This window comes from Mesorhizobium sp. P2_C4 (assembly GCF_056404575.1).
The window spans coordinates 108,147-126,361 of record NZ_JBFUDT010000004.1; the positions used below are offsets into that span (position 1 = coordinate 108,147).

Here is an 18,215-nt window from a genome sequence, read left to right on the forward strand (position 1 = left end):
CGGCGCACATTGAGTTGGCAGTTTTACGCGTGTAGCGGACTCGAACTCACCTATCGTAGAACGCTAGCCATCTACGTCGGCAAGCCTGCCGCCTTTCGGCTGGCGATGCGCTTCCACGCGCTTGTCCGGCGTCAGTGTCTGCTTCCGTCCCAGCCCATCCGGAAGCGGCCGGTCCGGTTCCGGCCCAAAATCTGCCGGTCAGCAATGCGCCACTTGTCGGCCGTTGAGGGCACCTCTGCCACCTCGTGAAAGCAACCATTGCCGGCGACGGGGCTTGACGGTCGCGGTCGCGACAGGCCCAAAGATCAGTCGAGGCTGATCCGCGTTCCCTTGGCGCCGTTGAGCAGCCGCTTGAGATGGAAGCTGGCGAGCTGGTCGTCCGGACATTTGCCGATCTGCGCGGCGAAAGCCGTAAGCGCGTTTGCATCGCCGGCCTCCAATCTGCCGAAGGCTTCGAGATAGCTCGCCGTCGAAGGATCATCATACTGCTTTGACGACAAAGGCTCGAACGCGCGCAGCGCCTCGGCCCTGCCGCGCAGCATCAGATCGCCGACCGGCCGTCCGCGGAAGCCGTCGACCCTTGCAGCCGCGCTCCCGCTGACGCAGATACGCGTGCCCAGCTGCTTGTTGGCGCTTTCCAGCCGCGCCGCGATATTGATGGTGTCGCCATAGGCCGTGTAGTCGAAGAAGCGGCCTCCGCCGAAATTTCCGACCAGCGCCGGACCTGCATGGACGCCGATGCGGGTCGTACCGACCGCGACGCCCTTGTCGCGCCAGCTATCGCGGAACGATTGCGACAGCGCGTCGAGCTCGAACGCGCAGGCAACCGCGCGTGCCGCATGGTCCTGCTGCTCGCCAGGAGCGCCGAACAGCACATGCAGCGCATCGCCGACGATCTTGGCGACGGTGCCTTCATGCGCGAACACGACGTCGGTCATGCCAGCCAAATAGTCGTTGAGGAGCGCGCCAAGCGTGGCAGGGTCGATCGTTTCCACCAGCGTGGTGAAGCTGGTAATGTCGGTGAACAGCGAGGCGACCTCGCGCCACTGCCCGGCCAGCGCCGACCCGTCCGCGTCGCCGGCCAGCCGCTCGGCCAGATTGGGCGAGAAGTAGCGCGACAGCGATGCATGCGCGCGCTCCGCGACCGCTTGCCGCCTATGCGCCTCGTGCAGCACCTCGCGATGCTTCAAGGTCTTGGCGATCGTGGTCTCCAGGTCGGCAAAGTCGATCGGCTTAGTGATGAAGTCGAAGGCGCCGCGGTTCATCGCAGTGCGGATGTTGGCCATGTCACCGTAAGCGGAGACGATGACCGTCGAAAGCTGCTGCCCCTCGGCCTGCTGCAGCTTCTCCAACAGCGACAGGCCGTCCATGCGGGGCATGTTGATGTCGCACAGCACCATGTCGATGTCGCTGTTGCCGTCGATGACGGACAGGGCGTCCACACCATCGCTGGCGAACAGGAAAATGACCGCGCCGTCGCGGATCTGACGCCGGAACTTCTGGACGATCAAGACCTCAAGGTCGGGCTCGTCGTCGACCACAAGGATGCGCGCCGTCACGCCACCATTCCCAGCCGCGTTTCGATCTGTTGCCTGAGCGCCGCAAAGTCGATCGGCTTGGTCAGCAGCGCTTCGGCGCCGTTCTCCAACACCTTGCGCTTGGTTTCGGCGTCGCCATAAGCGGTGATCATGATGACCGGGACGTCCGGCCGCTGCACCTTGATCTTCGGCAGGAGCTCGAGCCCGCTCATGCCGGGCATGTTGATGTCGGACAGCACCAGGATCAGTGTCACCCCTTCGGCGTGGTCTATCTGCTCCAACGCATCCACCGCCGATTGCGCGAACTCCATGGTGAAGCGGCTGGCTCGGATGTCGCGGCGGAACTGCTGGCGAAACAGCGGCTCGACGTCGGGCTCGTCGTCGACGACCAGGATGAGGAGGCTCATGCTTCACCTCCCGATTTTGCGAGCGAGGCCGCAGCGCGCGGCAGCACAATCCGAAACTCGGTGAACTCGCCTGGCTGGCTGATGACGTCGATCGTGCCGGCATGCTGTTTGACGACGATGTCGTGGCTGAGCGACAGGCCGAGCCCGGTACCCTCGCCGGCTGGCTTGGTCGTGAAGAATGGATTGAACATCTTCTCCTTCACCTCCGGCGGAATGCCGGTGCCGTTGTCGCGGATCCTGATTTCGACACGGTCGCCGAGACTTATGGTGGTGGCGGAGAGCGTCGGCTCATAGCCCGCGCCATTCGCCGCGGCGCTGCGCTTGGCTGTTGCATAAAAGCCGTTGGAGATGAGGTTGAGAAGCACCCGCGTGATCTCCTGCGGGTAGAGATCGACATCCCCCGCCTGCGGGTCGAAATTCCGCGTCAGCGTGACGTTGAATCCCGGCTTTTCGGCGCGCGCCCCGTGATAGGCAAGGTTCAAGCTCTCCTCCACGACGGCATTGATGTCGATCGGACGATGCTCTCCTGAACCCGCGCGCGAATGCAGCAGCATGTTCCTGACGATGGAATCGGCCCGCCTGCCGTGCTGGACCACCTTGTCGAGATTGCTCTTGAGAATGGCTATCAGCTCGCCGACCTCTTCGCGCACGGATGCCTCCAAAGGCGCTCCGGCCAGCACACTGTTCAAATCATCGATGAGTTCGCCGGAGAGCGCTGAGAAGTTGTTGACGAAGTTGAGCGGGTTCTTGATCTCGTGGGCGATACCGGCGGTCAACTGGCCGAGTGAGGCGAGCTTCTCCGTTTGCACGAGGCGGTCTTGCGCGGTCCTCAGATCTTCGAGCGAGCGTGACAATTCGCGGGTACGCGCCTGCACCTCGTCGAACAGCCGTACGTTCTCGATCGCTATGCCGGACTGGTCGGCAAACGTCTCGACGAGCTCGATCTGCCTCGGCGTGAAGTCCCGCACCTGTGACCGCGTCAGCGCGAACACGCCGACCGGCGCGCCTTCGCGCAAGATCGGAACGCATAGAATGGTCCGGTAACCGCCGAGCTTCTGAAGCTGCGTTGCCCGGTAGTCCGGGTCGGCGAGCACGTCCGAAACGTGGACGGCGCGGGCTTCGAGAGCCACCCTTCCGGTGACGCTGTCGCGACCGGCGGCGAAGGGATTGGCTTTGGCGAAAACCGCGGCTTCAGGCAAATTGCCGTACTCGGCCGACCACCGGTAGAGATCGCCATCACGCTTGAAGATGACGCTCGTGTCCGCGTCGCACAGCTTGGCCGCCGATTCTGCCAGCGTGTCGAGAACCGGCTGCAGGTCGAATGTGGAACGGCTGATCGCCTTCAGAACATCCGCCGTTGCCGTCTGCAGCTGCAGCGATTCGCTCAATTCCGCCGTGCGGGCCTGCACCTCGTCGAACAGACGGACATTTTCGATGGCGATCACTGCCTGGTCGGCAAAGGTTTCGACGAGTTCGATCTGCCTTTCGGTGAAGGGCCGCACCGTCGAGCGGGTGAGTGAGAAAACGCCGATTGGAACCCCCTCGCGCAGCAGCGGCACGGCCAGCACCGTGCGGTATCCGCCGAGCCGCTGTCCTTCCCACAGCGTGTAGTCGGCGTCAGCCAGCACGTCTGGAATCTGGACGGCCTTGCCTTCGAGCAGGACTCGGCCGACCCCAGTGCCGCGCCCCGGGACGTGCACAAAGCCGCTAAAATATTCCTCGAGCTCGGCCGGATAGCCGTAACTCGCAGCCTCGACGAATTTGCCGTCCGTTTCACGCACGATCGAGGCGTTGTCCGCTTCGCATAGCCGGGTTACCGATTCGGCCAGTGCGTCGAGTACTGCCCGGAGGTCGAACGTCGAGCGGCTGATCGCCTTCAGCACATCCGCAGTCGCCGTTTGCTGCTGCAGTGACTCGCTCAGTTCCGCCGTGCGTGCCTGTACCTCTTCAAACAGGCGCACATTCTCGATGGCGATCACCGCCTGATCGGCAAAGGTCTGGACAAGTTCGATCTGGCTATCGGTGAAGGGCCCGGGTTCGGGCCGCGTCATTGCGAAGACGCCAATTACCGATCCTTCGCGCATGAGCGGTACACAGAGCACAGCCGAATATCCTCCGAGTCGCGGAGCTTCGGGAAGGCCATGTTCGGTGTCCTTGGCAACATCCGGAATATGGACGACTGCCTTGTCGAGTGCTGTTCGGCCGACCCAGGATTGTCGGCTGATCGGGCTCGGATTCGCCTCTTCATACGCGCGATACTCCGGGGTTTGGTCGTAGCCTGCCGCAAGCCGGAAGACATCGCCGTCCCGCATAAAGATGCCAGACGTTTTCGCACCGCAGAGCCTCACAGCAGAATCGATAAGTGTCTGCAGGACGCTCTGCAGGTCGAATGCGGAGCGGCTTATGACCTTGAGCACATCCGCGGTCGCAATCTGCTGCTGTAGTGCTTCGCCAAGCTCGGCGGTGCGAGCCTGCACCTCTTCGAAGAGCCGCACATTGCCGATTGCGATGACGGCCTGGTTGGCGAAAGTTTTGAGAAGGCCAATTTGGCTGTCGCTAAAGGCCCGCGCCTCGATGCGCCGGATCATAAGCGCTCCAATTGCTTTTCCTTCCTGCAACAGCGGCGTGGCGAGAATCGCGCGAAAACCAAGAAGTTGAGCCATCATTCGGGCGCTTGCAAACTCCTCTCCAGCGAGGGTCAAGTCGGGAACGTGGACTGGCACCCGATCCAATACGGCGCGGCCGGTAACGATGTCGCGCGCGACCGGCAAGCCAGTGCCGTCAATCGGAATCGGTCCGTGATGCGCTCCCACAGCCAGCCTGTCGGAGCGCAGCAGATAGATCGTTGCGTCATAGGCGTCGCAGAGCCGAGCGGCTCTTTCAGCGACGGCGTCCAGCACAGGCTGAATGTCCGTAGGAGACCCGGCGATCACTTGCAAAATCGCGCCGGTGGCCATCTGCTGTTCCAGCGACTCGGCTAGTTCGCGGTTGCGGGCCTTCACCTCTTCGAACAGCCGCACGTTCTCGATCGCGATGACCGCCTGATCCGAAAATGTCTGCACCAGTTCGATTTCGCGCGTACTGAACGGCGAGACCGACGAACGGGCGAGGACGAACACGCCGGTCACGGCGCCGTCACGCATCAGCGGAACGCCCAGCAGGGTGCGGAAGCCGCCGAGCCGCTGGCCTTCAATGTTGGTATACTCCGGATCGTCGAGAACGTCGGCAATCTGCTCTACGGACCCGCTCAGGGCAACGCGGGCGGCGATGCTGCCCCGGCCCGGCGTGACCGGGAGGTTGTTCATGTGGTCCTGGAATTCTTGGCTCCATCCGAGCTGTACCGTCGGCTGCAACACGTCGCCCTGGCGCAGATAGATGTAGCCCATCCCGGAATGACAGAGGTCGCACGCGGACTTCACAAGCGTATGCAGCACGGAATCGAGATCGAACGCCGAACTGCTGATCGTCTTCAACACTTCGGCCGTCGCCGTCTGCTGTTCCAGCGCTTCAGTCACCTCACGGTTGCGCGCCTGCACCTCGTCGAACAGGCGGACATTCTCGATGGCGATCACCGCCTGGTCGGCGAAGCTCTCGACCAGTTCGACTTGACGCGGTGAAAATAGCCCGATCGTCCGCCGCCCTAAGCCGAATACGCCTATGGTCTCCTGACCTCGCTTCAGCGGAACAGAAAGTACTCCGCGGAAACTGCCCATGACTGCCGCTTCCGGCCTTTCGTATTCCGGGTCTTCAAGCGCGTCCGCCACGTGGATCGTCAATCCCTCCAGCGCGGCACGGCCCTGGAATGTCCCTCGTCCCACGACATGTGGGTTGGCTCGTTCGTATGCTTGCAGCTCGGCAGCCTGCCCGCCGCCTGCCATGAACCGCAACGTATCGCCAACGCGCAACGTGATTGCGCCCATGTCCGCCCCGGCCAGGCGTATTGCCGAGTCGACCAGCGTCTGCAGTACCGGTTGAAGATCGAAGGCCGACCTGCTGATTGCCTTGAGCACATCGGCGGTCGCGGTCTGCTGCTCCAGCGCCTCGGCGAGATCGCGCGTGCGCGCCTGCACCTCGTCGAACAGGCGCACGTTCTCGATGGCGATGACCGCCTGGTCGGCGAAAATCTTGAGCAGCTTGATCTGCTTCTCGCTGAAAGGCTTGACCTCGATGCGCCTGATGACGAGCGCGCCGATCGCCTCGGTGTCACGCATGAGAGGTGTTGCGAGCATCGTGCGGTGGCCAAGCCTTTCGGCAAGTGTTTGGCTGACAGGAAACTCCGCACCTGCAACCGCTATGTCGTTGACATGCACAGTCTTGCAGTCGGCGAAGGCGCGACCGCAGACCCAATCGCGTGCGACCGGCATCGGTTCGAAGTCGAAGTCGATGGGGCCGTAGTGCGCTTTGGGGAATAGTGTCCCGTCTCGCGCCAGGAAAATGCCGGCGTCGTAGGTGTCGCAGAAGCGCGCAGCACTCTCTGCCACGACCTGCAGGACGGGTTGGATGTCGGTCGGCGATGCGGCAATCACCCTGAGGATCGCACTCGTCGCATTCTGCTGTTCAAGGAGATTGGCGACCTCCGCGGTGCATACCTGATTTTCTTCGCGCGCCGCTGTCAACTCGGATCGGAGCGAGCTGATCGTCATCTCTGAGTCGGAGTCTGGCCCTCCCACAGAGGTGCTCCTCTTTTTCTGTGCTCAGTGTCGGCTCTGGTCAGCCCAGCGTCAAGTTTGGTGACCTGCAACGTCCGTTCGTCACGCAGCGCGGCCGCTTTGGTGATGCACCTGAGCGCCGGCTTTCGGAGCTATTGCAGATAGAGAGGACGTCCGAGATGGGGTCGTAGGCGGAGTGTTTTCTTCGCGCCTTGACCTAATACCAGTCGGTCAGCCTCCTATTCTCCAGAACGTTTGTGCTCTGGCCAAATAGTGGCCGAAGGAGAAACAATATGGGACATTCGCAGTATGATCTCGCAGGACAAGGCCATCCCGCTTGGAACTCAGGCAAGAGAGTAGGCATCAAACGACCTCTGAAGGTTCGTCAGATTTGGGAAATCCGGTTCTATCTCGACCGCGAAGGTCGATCACGGGACCGAGCGCTGTTTGACCTTGCGATCGATAGCAAGTTGCGTGGTTGCGACTTGGTGAAGCTCAAGATCGGCACGTTAGTGAGTGGCTCTGAGATTCGGACCCGGGCCAATATTGTGCAACAGAAGACTCTGGGAGGCCAGTTCAATTCGAACTGATGGCGGACGCCCGAGCAAGCCTCCTTGCATGGCTCGAACGTAGAGGTGGAACGATCGACGATTTTGCCTTTCCCAGTCGGGTCGATCATGCCGGCCATTTGGAGCACCAGGCAGTATGCGCGCCTGGTCGATGAATGGGTCGCGGCCATTGGTCTTCGAAAAGAGGAGTATGGCACGCATTCGCTCCGGCGAACCAAGGCGTCGATCATTTACAAGGCGACCGGCAATTTGCGAGCGGTGCAAATCCTGCTCGGTCACACCAAGATCGAGAATACGGTTCGCTATCTTGGCGTGGATGTTGAAGATGCGCTTCGCCTCGCTGAGGCAACTGAAATCTGATCTTGACCGCCTCTCGGTAGCACCGAGCGGCGGTTATGCGCCGCAAGTCTGCCGTGGGGGACCGCTTTTGGGTTTCCTGAAAGCAGACGCCGTCTGCAGCTACAAGCAGGCAACTATTGGCAACAATGCGGGGAGAGCGCAGGATCGTCCAAAGGGCCTTTGTTTGCGACGGACATGGCGCGATGAGTCAATTTGATAGCGAACCAGTTCGTGATCCTGCCGGTCTCGGCTTCGACAAGGGGCGGCTGGTACGACTGAAGCAGTGGATGCAGCGCTATGTCGACACCGGGCGCTGGCCGGGTGGTGCGGTGCTCGTCGCGCGCCATGGAGAACTCGCCTTTTTCGACTGTGCCGGTTACGCCGATGTCGAAGCCAAGCGGCCCTGGCAGCGCGACCTTATCGCCCGCATCTACTCGATGACCAAGCCTGTCACCGCAGTTGCGCTGATGATGCTGTACGAGGAGGCGCGCGTGCATCTCGACGATCCGGTCGAAGCTTACCTGCCGGAATTCAAAAACGCGCAACTTCTGATACCGGGCGCTACATCGCTGGATCAAACAGTGCCCGTCAAAACGAAGATAACGCTCCACCATCTGCTGACCCACACATCTGGCCTAAGCCTTTTTACGAATCCCCGACTGCTCGGTGAAGCTTATGCCAAGGAAAAACTTGGCCTCGCCCTTGCCTACGGTGGGCTCGACAAGATGGTGCGCAGGATTGCCGAGCTGCCATTGGAATGGGAACCGGGCAGGAAATGGCAATACAGCACCGGGTCCGATGTCATCGGCCGCATCGTGGAAGTCGTTTCCGGAATGACGCTCGACAGGTACTTCGCGACTCGCATCTTCGAGCCGCTCGGCATGACCGACACCGGCTTCTCTGTGCCGGAGTCTGAGATCAGCCGTTTTCCCCCGCTCTATGAGGCGACTGTTGGCGGCATGGCATTGCACGAAGCGCCGGAAGTTTCAGAGTGGCGGCAAGGCAGGGTTGACACGTTCTGCGGTGGAGGCGGCCTCGTCGGAACCATCGAAGATTACTGGCGGTTCGCCGAAATGCTGCGGGCTGGAGGTGTACTCAACGGCGAACGCATCCTTAGTCCCCGCACTTTGAGCTTGGCGGCGTGCAATCACCTTCCGGGAGATCTTGCCTCGATGGCAACCGAAGTTTGGGCCGAGACACAGTTCGATGGTGTAGGGTTCGGCCTATTAGGCTCTGTCGTCCTCGACCCGGCCAAGGCACAAATTTCGGCGCAAGTGGGTGATTATGGCTGGGGCGGGGCGGCAGGCACCTTCTTTTGGGTGAGCCCGGTCGACGACCTGGTCGTCATTCTCTTCACGCAACTGCTGCCTTCGAGCGCCATTCCGGTGCGCAAAGAGCTGCGCGCACTCGTCCATGGCGCGTTGACGGGGGCCTAGACCTCTCAACAGAAGCTAGAGCAACCTTGCGCTCAGCAAGCCAGGCCGGCTCGACTTCGTCGTGCTCGATGAGCTCTTCGCACAAGCCGGCGGGCAGTGCTCTTCCTCCTTATCAGCCAGCGTCACTAGCGGACCTCGCTTCCGCCATCGGTCATCTCACGACGATGCCCGCACCACCTGATGTCCGCCGTTGAGGAACCGTAGCCTGAAGCTGCCTTTCTCCTTTCGGCCCCGAGCAATGCGCCACTGGTGTGCCATTGGCATCCACCAACGCACAGCGGTAGACTAGGTAGACTAGTCGATTGGTTGCGACGACCGAGACTGCTAGCAACGGGGACGGCATATGTCGGCGACTGCGTTTGCATTGACTGGATTCATCTCGTGGGCACTGGGGCTGCTGATCGTGATGGAAGTGATCCGTACGTATCTGGTTATTTCTGGAAAGGTCGCAGCAAACGGCTTTACGCCAGATAACGCGGCTCTTTCCCCCTTTATGCAGAGGTTAGCCCGCGCCCACGCCAACTGCATAGAAGGGCTTCCAATCTTCGGAGGTCTGCTTGGAGTCGCGATCATTATTTCAAAGACAGATGTCACGGATCCGCTGGCCTTTACACTGTTAGGCGCGCGAATAGTTCAGTCGATAATTCACCTCGTCTCCACGACCCAGGTCGCAGTCAGTCTCAGGTTCACTGCGTTCGCCGTGCAAATGGTGATTGGTGCGTATTGGTCCTGGGCGCTGTTGTTGAGGTGAAAAGTGCTGCCACTTCAGAAGTCCTCGGCGCCGGCAGCACTCGAAGGGACGAAAGGGAACATTGCGGATCCGGAACGTTGTATGATGCTTTGGATGTTGTCACTGGGATCGGCTGCAGCCAGTCGGCCCGTGGCGCATCGCGCAGGGAGCCGAAAAACGGGGCGCCCGACGTAGGGGCGGGTTGGCGGAATGCCGATAACCAGACGCTTTACCCATTCAACTCGGTACAAAACTATGCCGCGTTCTCAGCTTCGCCAAACTGAGAACGGAACACGACGCTCACACGTCCACGCCTGCTTTGCGAAACCCCTCGAGCCACAGTTCACGGTCTTCGGCCTGCGCGCACATGCCTGCACAATTGCGGGCGAATGCCGGAATATCGAAACCTGTCGGTGCCTCGCCTAGAATTGCTTTTGCCTCATCGATCCTTCCCAGTTGTGAAAGGCACATCGACTGAAGCAATCTTACATAGAAAGGTGCGCCGTTAATTTTCTTGTAGGTATTAAGGGCTCCTTCAAAGTCACGCATTAGATACTGTACGTCTGCCAAGATAACCGTCCATGCCGGCGGTGCGCGTGGCTCAGCCCGACATACACGTTCAATTATTTCCCGTGCGCGATTGCGTTCGCCTACGAAGGCGAGAACTAGTGCGCGTGTGGCGGCCGTGGAGATGTCACGCGGATTGATTAAACTTGCACTATCAGAGTATCGTCTTGCGTCGTCTCCATCACCGAGCATTAGGTACGCCGCTGCTACCTGTTCAAGCACGTAGGCGTCTGTCTTGTCGGCAGCGACAGCTCTTTCAGCGTATCCGCGAGATAGTTCGGCGATTTTCATATGAGTGTCACGTGCGGACCCGGTGAACCGTCTATAGCCATACAGGCCACTCAACATGGCCAACGCTCTCGCATATTGAGGATCAACTTTGATCGCCTGATTCAGGCAGCTTATAGCATCCTCCTCATCGCCATTTCTCGAAGCCTGCCTGCCGCGCAACCACAGACTATAGGCGGTGATGCTTGTCGTCGGATTTCGCTGACGAGCTTTGCTTGCTGCTTCATCTAGATTGTAAAAAAGCCGACCAAGAATAGCATCAACGATCTCGTCCTGAACTTGAAATATGTCTTCAATTGTCCGATCGAATTTTTCGGCGAACGCATGAGCCCCAGTTTGAACGTCAATGAGTTGAACTGTAGCACGCACCCTGTTGCCGGCCTGACGAATGCTTCCCTCGATCACAAAATCAGCCCGAAGCTTGCGGCCTATTTCCGCCACGTTTACGGACCGATCCTTAAACAGAGCTGTCGTGTTACGTGCAATCACTGACAGATGTTGATAGTGGGAAAGCTCCGTGATTATGTCCTCGGTTATTCCATCGGAGAAATAGTCTTGTGCTGGGTCGCCAGACATATTTGCGAACGGCAATACCGCCACCGTCGTACGCTCGTTGCCCCTATAGGATTGGGCTTCTTGGACTCCTTCTGCGTCGCTGGGCCTGATGCGATAGGCGCGAATTGTCCTGGATATATTCTTGAGGGAGCTTTCCCCAATATCCTCGACTGAAATCTCGAGCTTTCCTTGAATCGCGTCGTACATTTGGCCCGAAATGCAAATACCTCCCGGCTCGGACAGGGTTTCAAGCCGAGCGGCGATGTTAACACCGTCACCGTAGACATCAGACTCGTCCTCTATGATGTCTCCTAGGTTAATGCCTATCCGCAATCTGATCCGGTTAGCATCTGCTAGCGTTTCATTTGCCTTGGCCATGCGGAGCTGAAGTTCAAGCGCACAACTCACCGCATTTACCGCGCTTGCAAATTCGGCCAGGATTCCGTCACCCATGAACTTGACAATTCGACCTGCGTGCTCTCGAACGGCGGGCACCACGATCTCCCTTCGCCGTTCCTTGAGCACATCAAAAGTGCCGAGCTCATCCGCCTCCATGAGGCGGGAGTAACCAACCACGTCGGCTACTAGGATGGCAGCCAAACGGCGCTGCGCAGCATTTCCAACCACTGCCGACCAACCTCTTCGTTCCCATCGCCCCAACCAATCTACAACACGGCCCAAATGTCTGCCAGAAACTTGCCTCAAGACGGTCGAGCAGGTTTTTGGCGCGCGCCGATCGCCTTCCCACCGTGCATTCTGAAGCTCGTGTGCAGCGCGTCACGCCGATTTTCTGGAGAGATAAGCCGCGCCCGACGCGGCGAATTAGCAACCCTACTCGGCGGCCGTCTCCGATGGCGCCTCTGCCGGTCCCGAAGGCTCGGCCTCGGCACGGCGCCGTGAAAACAGCGACCTGAGCGTGACGTAGAACACCGGCGTCAGGAACAGGCCGACGAAGGTGACGCCGAGCATGCCGGAGAACACCGCGGTGCCGAGCGACTGGCGCATTTCCGCGCCCGGGCCTGTCGCGATCATCAGCGGCACGACGCCGAGGATGAAAGCGAAGGCGGTCATCAGGATCGGCCGCAGCCTGAGCCGGCAGGCTTCGACGGCAGCCTCGGCGACCGACAGGCCGCGTTCCTGCGCCTGCCGCGCGAATTCGACGATCAGGATCGCGTTCTTGGCGGCAAGCCCGATCAGCACGATGAGACCGATCTGCACGAGGATGTTGTTGTCCAGCCCTCGCAAAGACACGCCGACCAAAGCCGCGAGCACGCCGAGCGGCACCACCAGCACAATGGCGAACGGCAGCACCCAGCTTTCATATTGCGCCGCCAGCGCCAGGAACACGAACAGCACCGACAGTCCGAAGATATAGACGGCGGCATTGCCGGTGTTGCGCTCCTGATAGGCGAGCTCGGTCCATTCATAGGAGGTACCGGCCGGCAACGTCTGTGCCGTGATCGCTTCCATCTTGGCCAGCGCGTCGCCCGTGGAAACGCCGGGCGCGGCGTTGCCCTGCAGCGGCACCGAGACGTACATGTTGTAGCGCTGGACCAGCGCCGGGCCGGTGACGTCGCGGATCTCGATCAACGTGCCGAGCGGAACCAGCGCGCCGGTCGCCGAGCGCACCTTCAGTTTCAAGATGTCGGCGCGATCGAGGCGGAACGCCTGGTCGGCCTGCGCCCGCACCTGGTAGACGCGCCCGAACGCGTTGAAGTCGTTGACGTAGGCGGTGCCCAGATTGATCGACAGCGTCTCGAAGATGTTGGGGATCGGTACGTTCAGGATGCGCGCCTTGTCGCGATCGATCGCCAGGAAGAATTGCGGGCTCGACGCGGAGAAGGTGGTGAACACGCCCGTCAGCCCCGGCGTCTTGTTGGCCTTGCCGGCGATTTCGTAGGCAAGCGCCAGGATCTGCCGCATGTCGGCGCTGTTGCGCTCCTGGATCTGCAGCTTGAAGCCGCCGGCATTGCCGACGCCGCGGATCGGCGGCGGCGGCAGTGCGATAATGAAGGCTTCCTTGATGCTTTGCAGGCTGCCGAACAGATTGCCGATGACCTTGGTCGCCGACTGGCCTTCTTTCAGTCGCTCGTCAAACGGCTTGAACCTGGCGAAGATCACGCCCGCGTTGCTGGCGTTGGTGAAGGTCGCGCCGGAAAAGCCGGCGAAGGCGACGGCGTAGTCGACGCCTGGGGTTTTCTGGATGATCTGCGACGCCTGCTGGATGACCGCATCGGTCCTCGACAGCGAAGCGCCGTCCGGCAGCTGGACGACCACGATCGCATAGCCCTGGTCAAGCGACGGAATGAAACCGCGCGGCACCGTCTGCACCATGTAGACCGTGGCGTAGATGAGGGCCGCGAAAACGGCCAGCATGGCGGCGATCGTTATCCGCGAACCGACCAGCACGCGGATGATGCTCGAATACCAATGGGCGAGCCTGTCGAAGCCGCTGTTAAAGCCGTCGGCGAGCGCCCGTCCGAACCGCGCCAGGAAAAAGCGCGGCGGCGCCGCCGCGGCATGGTGCGGCTTGAACAGCAGTGCGGCCAGCGCCGGCGAAAGCGTCAGCGAATTGAATGCCGAGATCCCCGTCGACACCGCGATGGTGATCGCAAACTGCAGGTAGAACTGCCCGGAAATGCCGGGGATGAAGGCCGTCGGTACGAACACGGCGATCAGCACCAGCGAGATCGCGATGATAGCCGTTCCGACTTCGTCCATGGTCAGGTGCGACGCCGGATTGGGCGCCAGCCCTCTGGCGATATTGCGCTCGACGTTTTCGACCACGACGATCGCATCGTCGACGACAATGCCGATCGCCAGAACGAGGCCGAACAGCGTCAGCATGTTGAGCGAAAAGCCGGCGGCGTAAAGCACCGCCAGCGTGCCGATCAGCGACACGGGGATCGCCACGATCGGCACGATCGCCATGCGCCACGATTGCAGGAAGACGATGATGACGATGATGACCAGCACCATCGCCTCGAGGATCGTTTTGTAGACCTCCTGGATCGACTCGGCGACGAACTCGGTCGGATTGTAGACGATGTCGTAGCTCAACCCCTTCGGGAAGTCGCGGGAAAGCTCCTTCATCTTGTCCTGGATCTCCGCGGCTGCGGCGAGCGCATTGGTGCCTGGCCGCTGGAAGATGGCGAGCGCCACCGCCGGTTTGCCGTTGAGATAGGAGTTGGTGACGTAATCCTTGGCGCCGAGCTCGATGCGCGCCACGTCCTGCAGCTGGATCAGGCGGCCGTCTTCGGTCGATTTGACGATCACGTATCGGAAGTCGCGTGCGTCGTTGAAACGGCCTTGCGTGGTGACCGTGTACTGGAACGCGGTGCCCATGTTGGTCGGCGGCGCGCCGATCGAGCCGCCCGACACCTGGACGTTCTGGTCGCGCAGCGCCTGCACCACATCGCCCGAGGTCATCCCCAGGGCCGACAGTTTTTCCGGATCGAGCCAGATGCGCAGCGAATACTCGCGTTCGCCGAAAATAATGAGGTCGCCGACGCCATCAAGTCTGAGCAGTATGTCGCGCACCCGCGAGCGGGCGTAGTTCGAGACGTAGAGCTGGTCGTAGGTATTGTCGGGCGACAGCATGTGCACGACCATCATCAGGTCGGGCGAGCTCTTGGTGGTGGTGATGCCGAGGCGGCGGACTTCTTCGGGCAGGCGCGGCTCGGCGACCGACACGCGGTTCTGCACCAGCACCTGCGCCTGGTCGAGATCGGTGCCCAGCTTGAAGGTGATGGTCAGCGCCATCGCCCCGTCGCCCGACGAGTAGGACGACATGTAGAGCATGCCCTCGACGCCGTTGATCTCCTGCTCGATCGGCGTTGCCACCGTCGCTGCGACCGTCTCGGCGTCGGCTCCCGGATACTGCGCGCGAACGACGATGGTAGGCGGCGCGATCTCGGGATATTGCGCGACCGGCAGCTGGGTATAGGCAATCCCGCCAAGGATCAGCAGGACGATCGAAACGACCGATGCGAAGATCGGACGGTCGACGAAGAAATGGGCGAACCTCATTGCGGCAACCCGGCGGTTTCGACCTTGGGCGGCAACGTCACCATCTCGACCTTCACCTTGGTGCCGGGCCTGGCATGCATCAGCCCGTTGACGATGATCGTCTCGTTGCCGGTCAGGCCCGAGCGGATCACCCGGTAGCCATCGAGAAGCGGGCCGGTGCGCACGGGCTTTGCCGACACCGTCCCGGCCTCATCCACCAAGAACACGATGCGGCGATCCTGATCGGCGCCGATCGCCTCGTCGGGCACAAGCACGCCGCTATGCGGCAGCGACCCCGGCACGTTGATGCGCCCGAACATGCCTGGCTGGAGAACGCCGTCGGCGTTGGGAAACGTTGCACGCACCCGCATGGTGCCGGTCGCGTTGTCGATCCGGTTCTCGGCAAAATCGAGCTTGCCTTTGAAGACCGCCTCCGCGCGGTCGGCGACGCGAACCACCACCTCGAGCCCGCCGGCGCCTTCCTGCATCGAGCCGCCGCGCTCCTTCGCGTCGCGGGCGTAGCTGAAATACAGGCGCTCATCGACGTCGAAATAGAAGTCGATCGGATCGCGCGTAACGATGGTCGTCAGCAAGGTGGAATCCGGCTGCACGAGGTTGCCGACCGACACCAGCCGGCGGTCGATGCGGCCGGACAAGGGCGCCTTGATCTCGGTGAATTCCAGATTCAAGCTGGCCGACGTCAGCGCAGCCGTTGCGCCCTGCATCTGCGCCTGTGCCGAAAGGTATTCCCGCCGGCGGTCGTCGACGGTCGCGGCCGAGATATTGCCGGTCTTGGCGAGTTCGTCGGCGCGATCCAGCTGCATCTTGGAGAATTCGAGCAGAGACTTGGCGACATCCACTTGCGATTTGGCTGCATCATAAGCCGCCTGATATGGACGCTGGTCGATGGTGAAGAGCAGGTCGCCCTTGTTCACCAGTGCGCCGTCCTGGAAGCTGACCTTGTCCAGATAGCCACTGACGCGCGAACGGATGGCGACCTGGTCGACGGCTTCGAAGCGCCCTACGAACTCGTCGTCTTCGACGATTTCACGGACCACCGGCTTGGCCGCCGTCACCACGGGTAGCTGCTGGTCCTGGGCAAACGCAGTGCCGCTGAAAGCCATGCCGAGCAGGAAAGCCGCCGGCACGGCGGCGCGGGCAAGCCAGCCGGCCGATCGACGGGGGCGCCCGCCCGCGTCGCGATGCAATTGCCCATTCTCTGGGGTGTCCATTTGCGTCCTCGCTCGCTGGACCCGCAGGTCGGTTGATCCGCTTCTACGCTCAGGCTTCTCGTCGAGATCAGAGCACTGCAATGTTGTGCATGGCAACATGATCATTTTCCAAGTGGGCTGAAATGTCCACCCTGTGGCTGCCCCGCCACCGGCCTAAAGCCAGTCGCGATTTAAGGGATTCAGGATTCAGATGGACGGCTTATGATTCAAGGCGGCCAACGCGGGCCGCAGTTGTTTTCAGGCAACGGCAAGCAACGTCGTTTCGGCCAAGATGGGGCGCCAGCGGAATGGCACCTTTCTGGCTAGTTCGTCCTAGAACCGGACCGTCCGCTTCCGGCCCAGTAGCAGTCATTCAGGGACTTACGCCTGATTGCCACCTATCCGATCGCAGAACACAGTCTTTGGAACGCGGCGACAAAGGCGCCGCAGCATAGCCCCTGGTTGAACATTTCTGTTTGCACCGCTCATCGGGCAGATATCATTTCACAAACCGCTGGCTGCGGTGCGCGGAGGCGTTCAACTAAACAAGACATACTGGCAGATCCGGTAAGTAAGATGTGACCATGCTCACAAAGCGTCTCCGCCAGCTTTCGGCTGGCCGCTGTCCTACACCGGCAAAGCGCCTCGCGCGTCCTGGCGGAGCCCGTTAGCGCTCGGCAATAACGAAATGATCGCCTTGACTGAAAACCGGAGCCATCCGGGAACCGCGCCGGGCTTGACATCATTCTGATGGGGTCACGGCGGAACCAGCGCCGATTCCAGCGCTTATCTATGGGAAGAATTCCGTGGAGGGGTGCATGCTGAAAAATCTTGGGTCGCCGCTCGGCCGATCTACTGCAAGGCAATCTGCGCCTCCGAAGAGTGGCGCCCAGGCTTTTGCAGAGCAAACCTCGCTTGTCTACATAACCGACAGCGAGCCTGGCATCCGCCGTGTAAAGGCAGGCAGGGGATTTTCCTACAAAGACCCCAACGGGAGGGCCTTGGCCAAGGCTGCCCTTGCGCGCATCAAGGCGCTTGCCATACCACCGGCGTGGACGGATGTGTGGATTTCGCCCGATGTCGACGGTCATGTACAGGCGACGGGCCGGGACCAGCGTGGGCGCAAACAATACAGGTATCATTCGCAATGGGGAGAGGAGCGGGATGGGGCAAAATATTCCAACGTCGTTGCGTTTGCCGAAAGCCTGCCCGATCTGCGACAGCAGGTCGACGCCGATCTGCGCCGGCACGGCCTGCCTCCGAAACGCGTGGTGGCCGCAGTGGTCTGGCTGCTCGACAACACAATGATCCGCGTCGGCAATTCCGCCTATGCACGTGACAACAAGAGTTTCGGGCTGACCACACTGCGCGATCGCCATGTCGACATCGATGGGGCGAGCCTGCGCTTTGCTTTCAGGGGCAAGTCTGGCAAGGAATGGAAGCTGAAGCTCGTCGATCGCCGTATCGCAAGGATCGTGCGCGGGGCGCAGGATCTGCCTGGCCAGAAGTTGTTCCAATACCTCGATGAAAATGGAAACAGACGCCCGGTTCGCTCCGACGACGTCAATCTCTATATCAGGGACGCAATTGGTGCTGACTTCAGTTCCAAGCATTTTCGAACTTGGGGCGGCACCATCCACGCGGCGACTTTGTTTGCGCAGACGGCACGCCCTGAAAGCCAGGCGCAATCGAAGAAGGTGATGAACTCTGTCATCGACAAAGTCGCCGAGCGGTTGGGCAACACACGCGCCGTCTGCCGTAAGTGCTACATCCACCCACAAGTCTTCAGCGCCTGGTCCGAAGGGCGTCTGCTCGGCGAATTGACGGATGCGAATAAGCGCAAGCGATCAATACAAGGCCTCGATGACGAGGAAGCCCTCGTCTTGAGATGGTTGAAGGCTCAGCAGAGCTGATGCAA

At 60.9% G+C, this 18,215-nt stretch carries 9 protein-coding genes and 1 pseudogene; 4 read left to right on the plus strand and 6 right to left on the minus strand.

Features of this window, described 5'->3' with window-relative positions:
- Positions 1–305: 305 nt before the first annotated feature.
- From AC1DX6_RS17130 to AC1DX6_RS17140, 3 genes are read right to left on the minus strand one after another with little or no spacing between them, the layout of a single operon-like run.
- Complete coding sequence (locus AC1DX6_RS17130) at positions 306–1,559, minus strand: adenylate/guanylate cyclase domain-containing protein (RefSeq protein WP_477315360.1); 1,254 nt, start codon at positions 1,557–1,559, stop codon at positions 306–308.
- Positions 1,556–1,945, minus strand: a complete 390-nt coding sequence (locus AC1DX6_RS17135) for a response regulator (RefSeq protein WP_096454701.1) — start codon at positions 1,943–1,945, stop codon at positions 1,556–1,558. Before AC1DX6_RS17135 ends, AC1DX6_RS17130 begins: the two co-directional genes overlap by 4 nt.
- Positions 1,942–6,588 (minus strand): GAF domain-containing protein, encoded by a 4,647-nt coding sequence (locus AC1DX6_RS17140; RefSeq protein ID WP_477315362.1) that lies wholly within the window; start codon positions 6,586–6,588, stop codon positions 1,942–1,944. Before AC1DX6_RS17140 ends, AC1DX6_RS17135 begins: the two co-directional genes overlap by 4 nt.
- A 299-nt stretch (positions 6,589–6,887) precedes the next feature.
- Between AC1DX6_RS17140 and AC1DX6_RS17145 the strand changes: the two are divergent.
- From AC1DX6_RS17145 to AC1DX6_RS17155, 3 genes and pseudogenes are all read left to right on the plus strand, one after another.
- Positions 6,888–7,523 (plus strand): annotated as a pseudogene (locus tag AC1DX6_RS17145) (tyrosine-type recombinase/integrase).
- Positions 7,524–7,705: 182 nt separating this feature from the next.
- Positions 7,706–8,938, plus strand: a complete 1,233-nt coding sequence (locus AC1DX6_RS17150; RefSeq protein WP_477315364.1) for a serine hydrolase domain-containing protein — start codon at positions 7,706–7,708, stop codon at positions 8,936–8,938.
- Between the two features lie 343 nt (positions 8,939–9,281).
- Positions 9,282–9,689: an MAPEG family protein gene (locus AC1DX6_RS17155; RefSeq protein WP_477315366.1), complete on the plus strand. Its 408-nt coding sequence runs from the start codon at positions 9,282–9,284 to the stop codon at positions 9,687–9,689.
- A gap of 279 nt (positions 9,690–9,968) precedes the next feature.
- Here the strand turns inward: AC1DX6_RS17155 and AC1DX6_RS17160 are convergent, their stop codons facing one another.
- From AC1DX6_RS17160 to AC1DX6_RS17170, 3 genes are all read right to left on the minus strand, one after another.
- Positions 9,969–11,705: an adenylate/guanylate cyclase domain-containing protein gene (locus AC1DX6_RS17160; RefSeq protein WP_477315368.1), complete on the minus strand. Its 1,737-nt coding sequence runs from the start codon at positions 11,703–11,705 to the stop codon at positions 9,969–9,971.
- Positions 11,706–11,909: 204 nt separating this feature from the next.
- Positions 11,910–15,107 (minus strand): efflux RND transporter permease subunit, encoded by a 3,198-nt coding sequence (locus tag AC1DX6_RS17165; RefSeq protein WP_477315370.1) that lies wholly within the window; start codon positions 15,105–15,107, stop codon positions 11,910–11,912.
- Entirely contained in the window at positions 15,104–16,210 is a 1,107-nt protein-coding gene (locus AC1DX6_RS17170; protein ID WP_477316448.1) for an efflux RND transporter periplasmic adaptor subunit, read from the minus strand. Before AC1DX6_RS17170 ends, AC1DX6_RS17165 begins: the two co-directional genes overlap by 4 nt.
- Before the next feature lie 905 nt (positions 16,211–17,115).
- On the opposite strand from AC1DX6_RS17170, the gene AC1DX6_RS17175 reads away from it, so the two are divergent.
- The gene (locus AC1DX6_RS17175; protein ID WP_477315372.1) at positions 17,116–18,210 is read left to right on the plus strand and encodes a DNA topoisomerase IB; all 1,095 of its coding nucleotides are present in this window, start codon (positions 17,116–17,118) and stop codon (positions 18,208–18,210) included.
- Positions 18,211–18,215 lie beyond the last annotated feature (5 nt).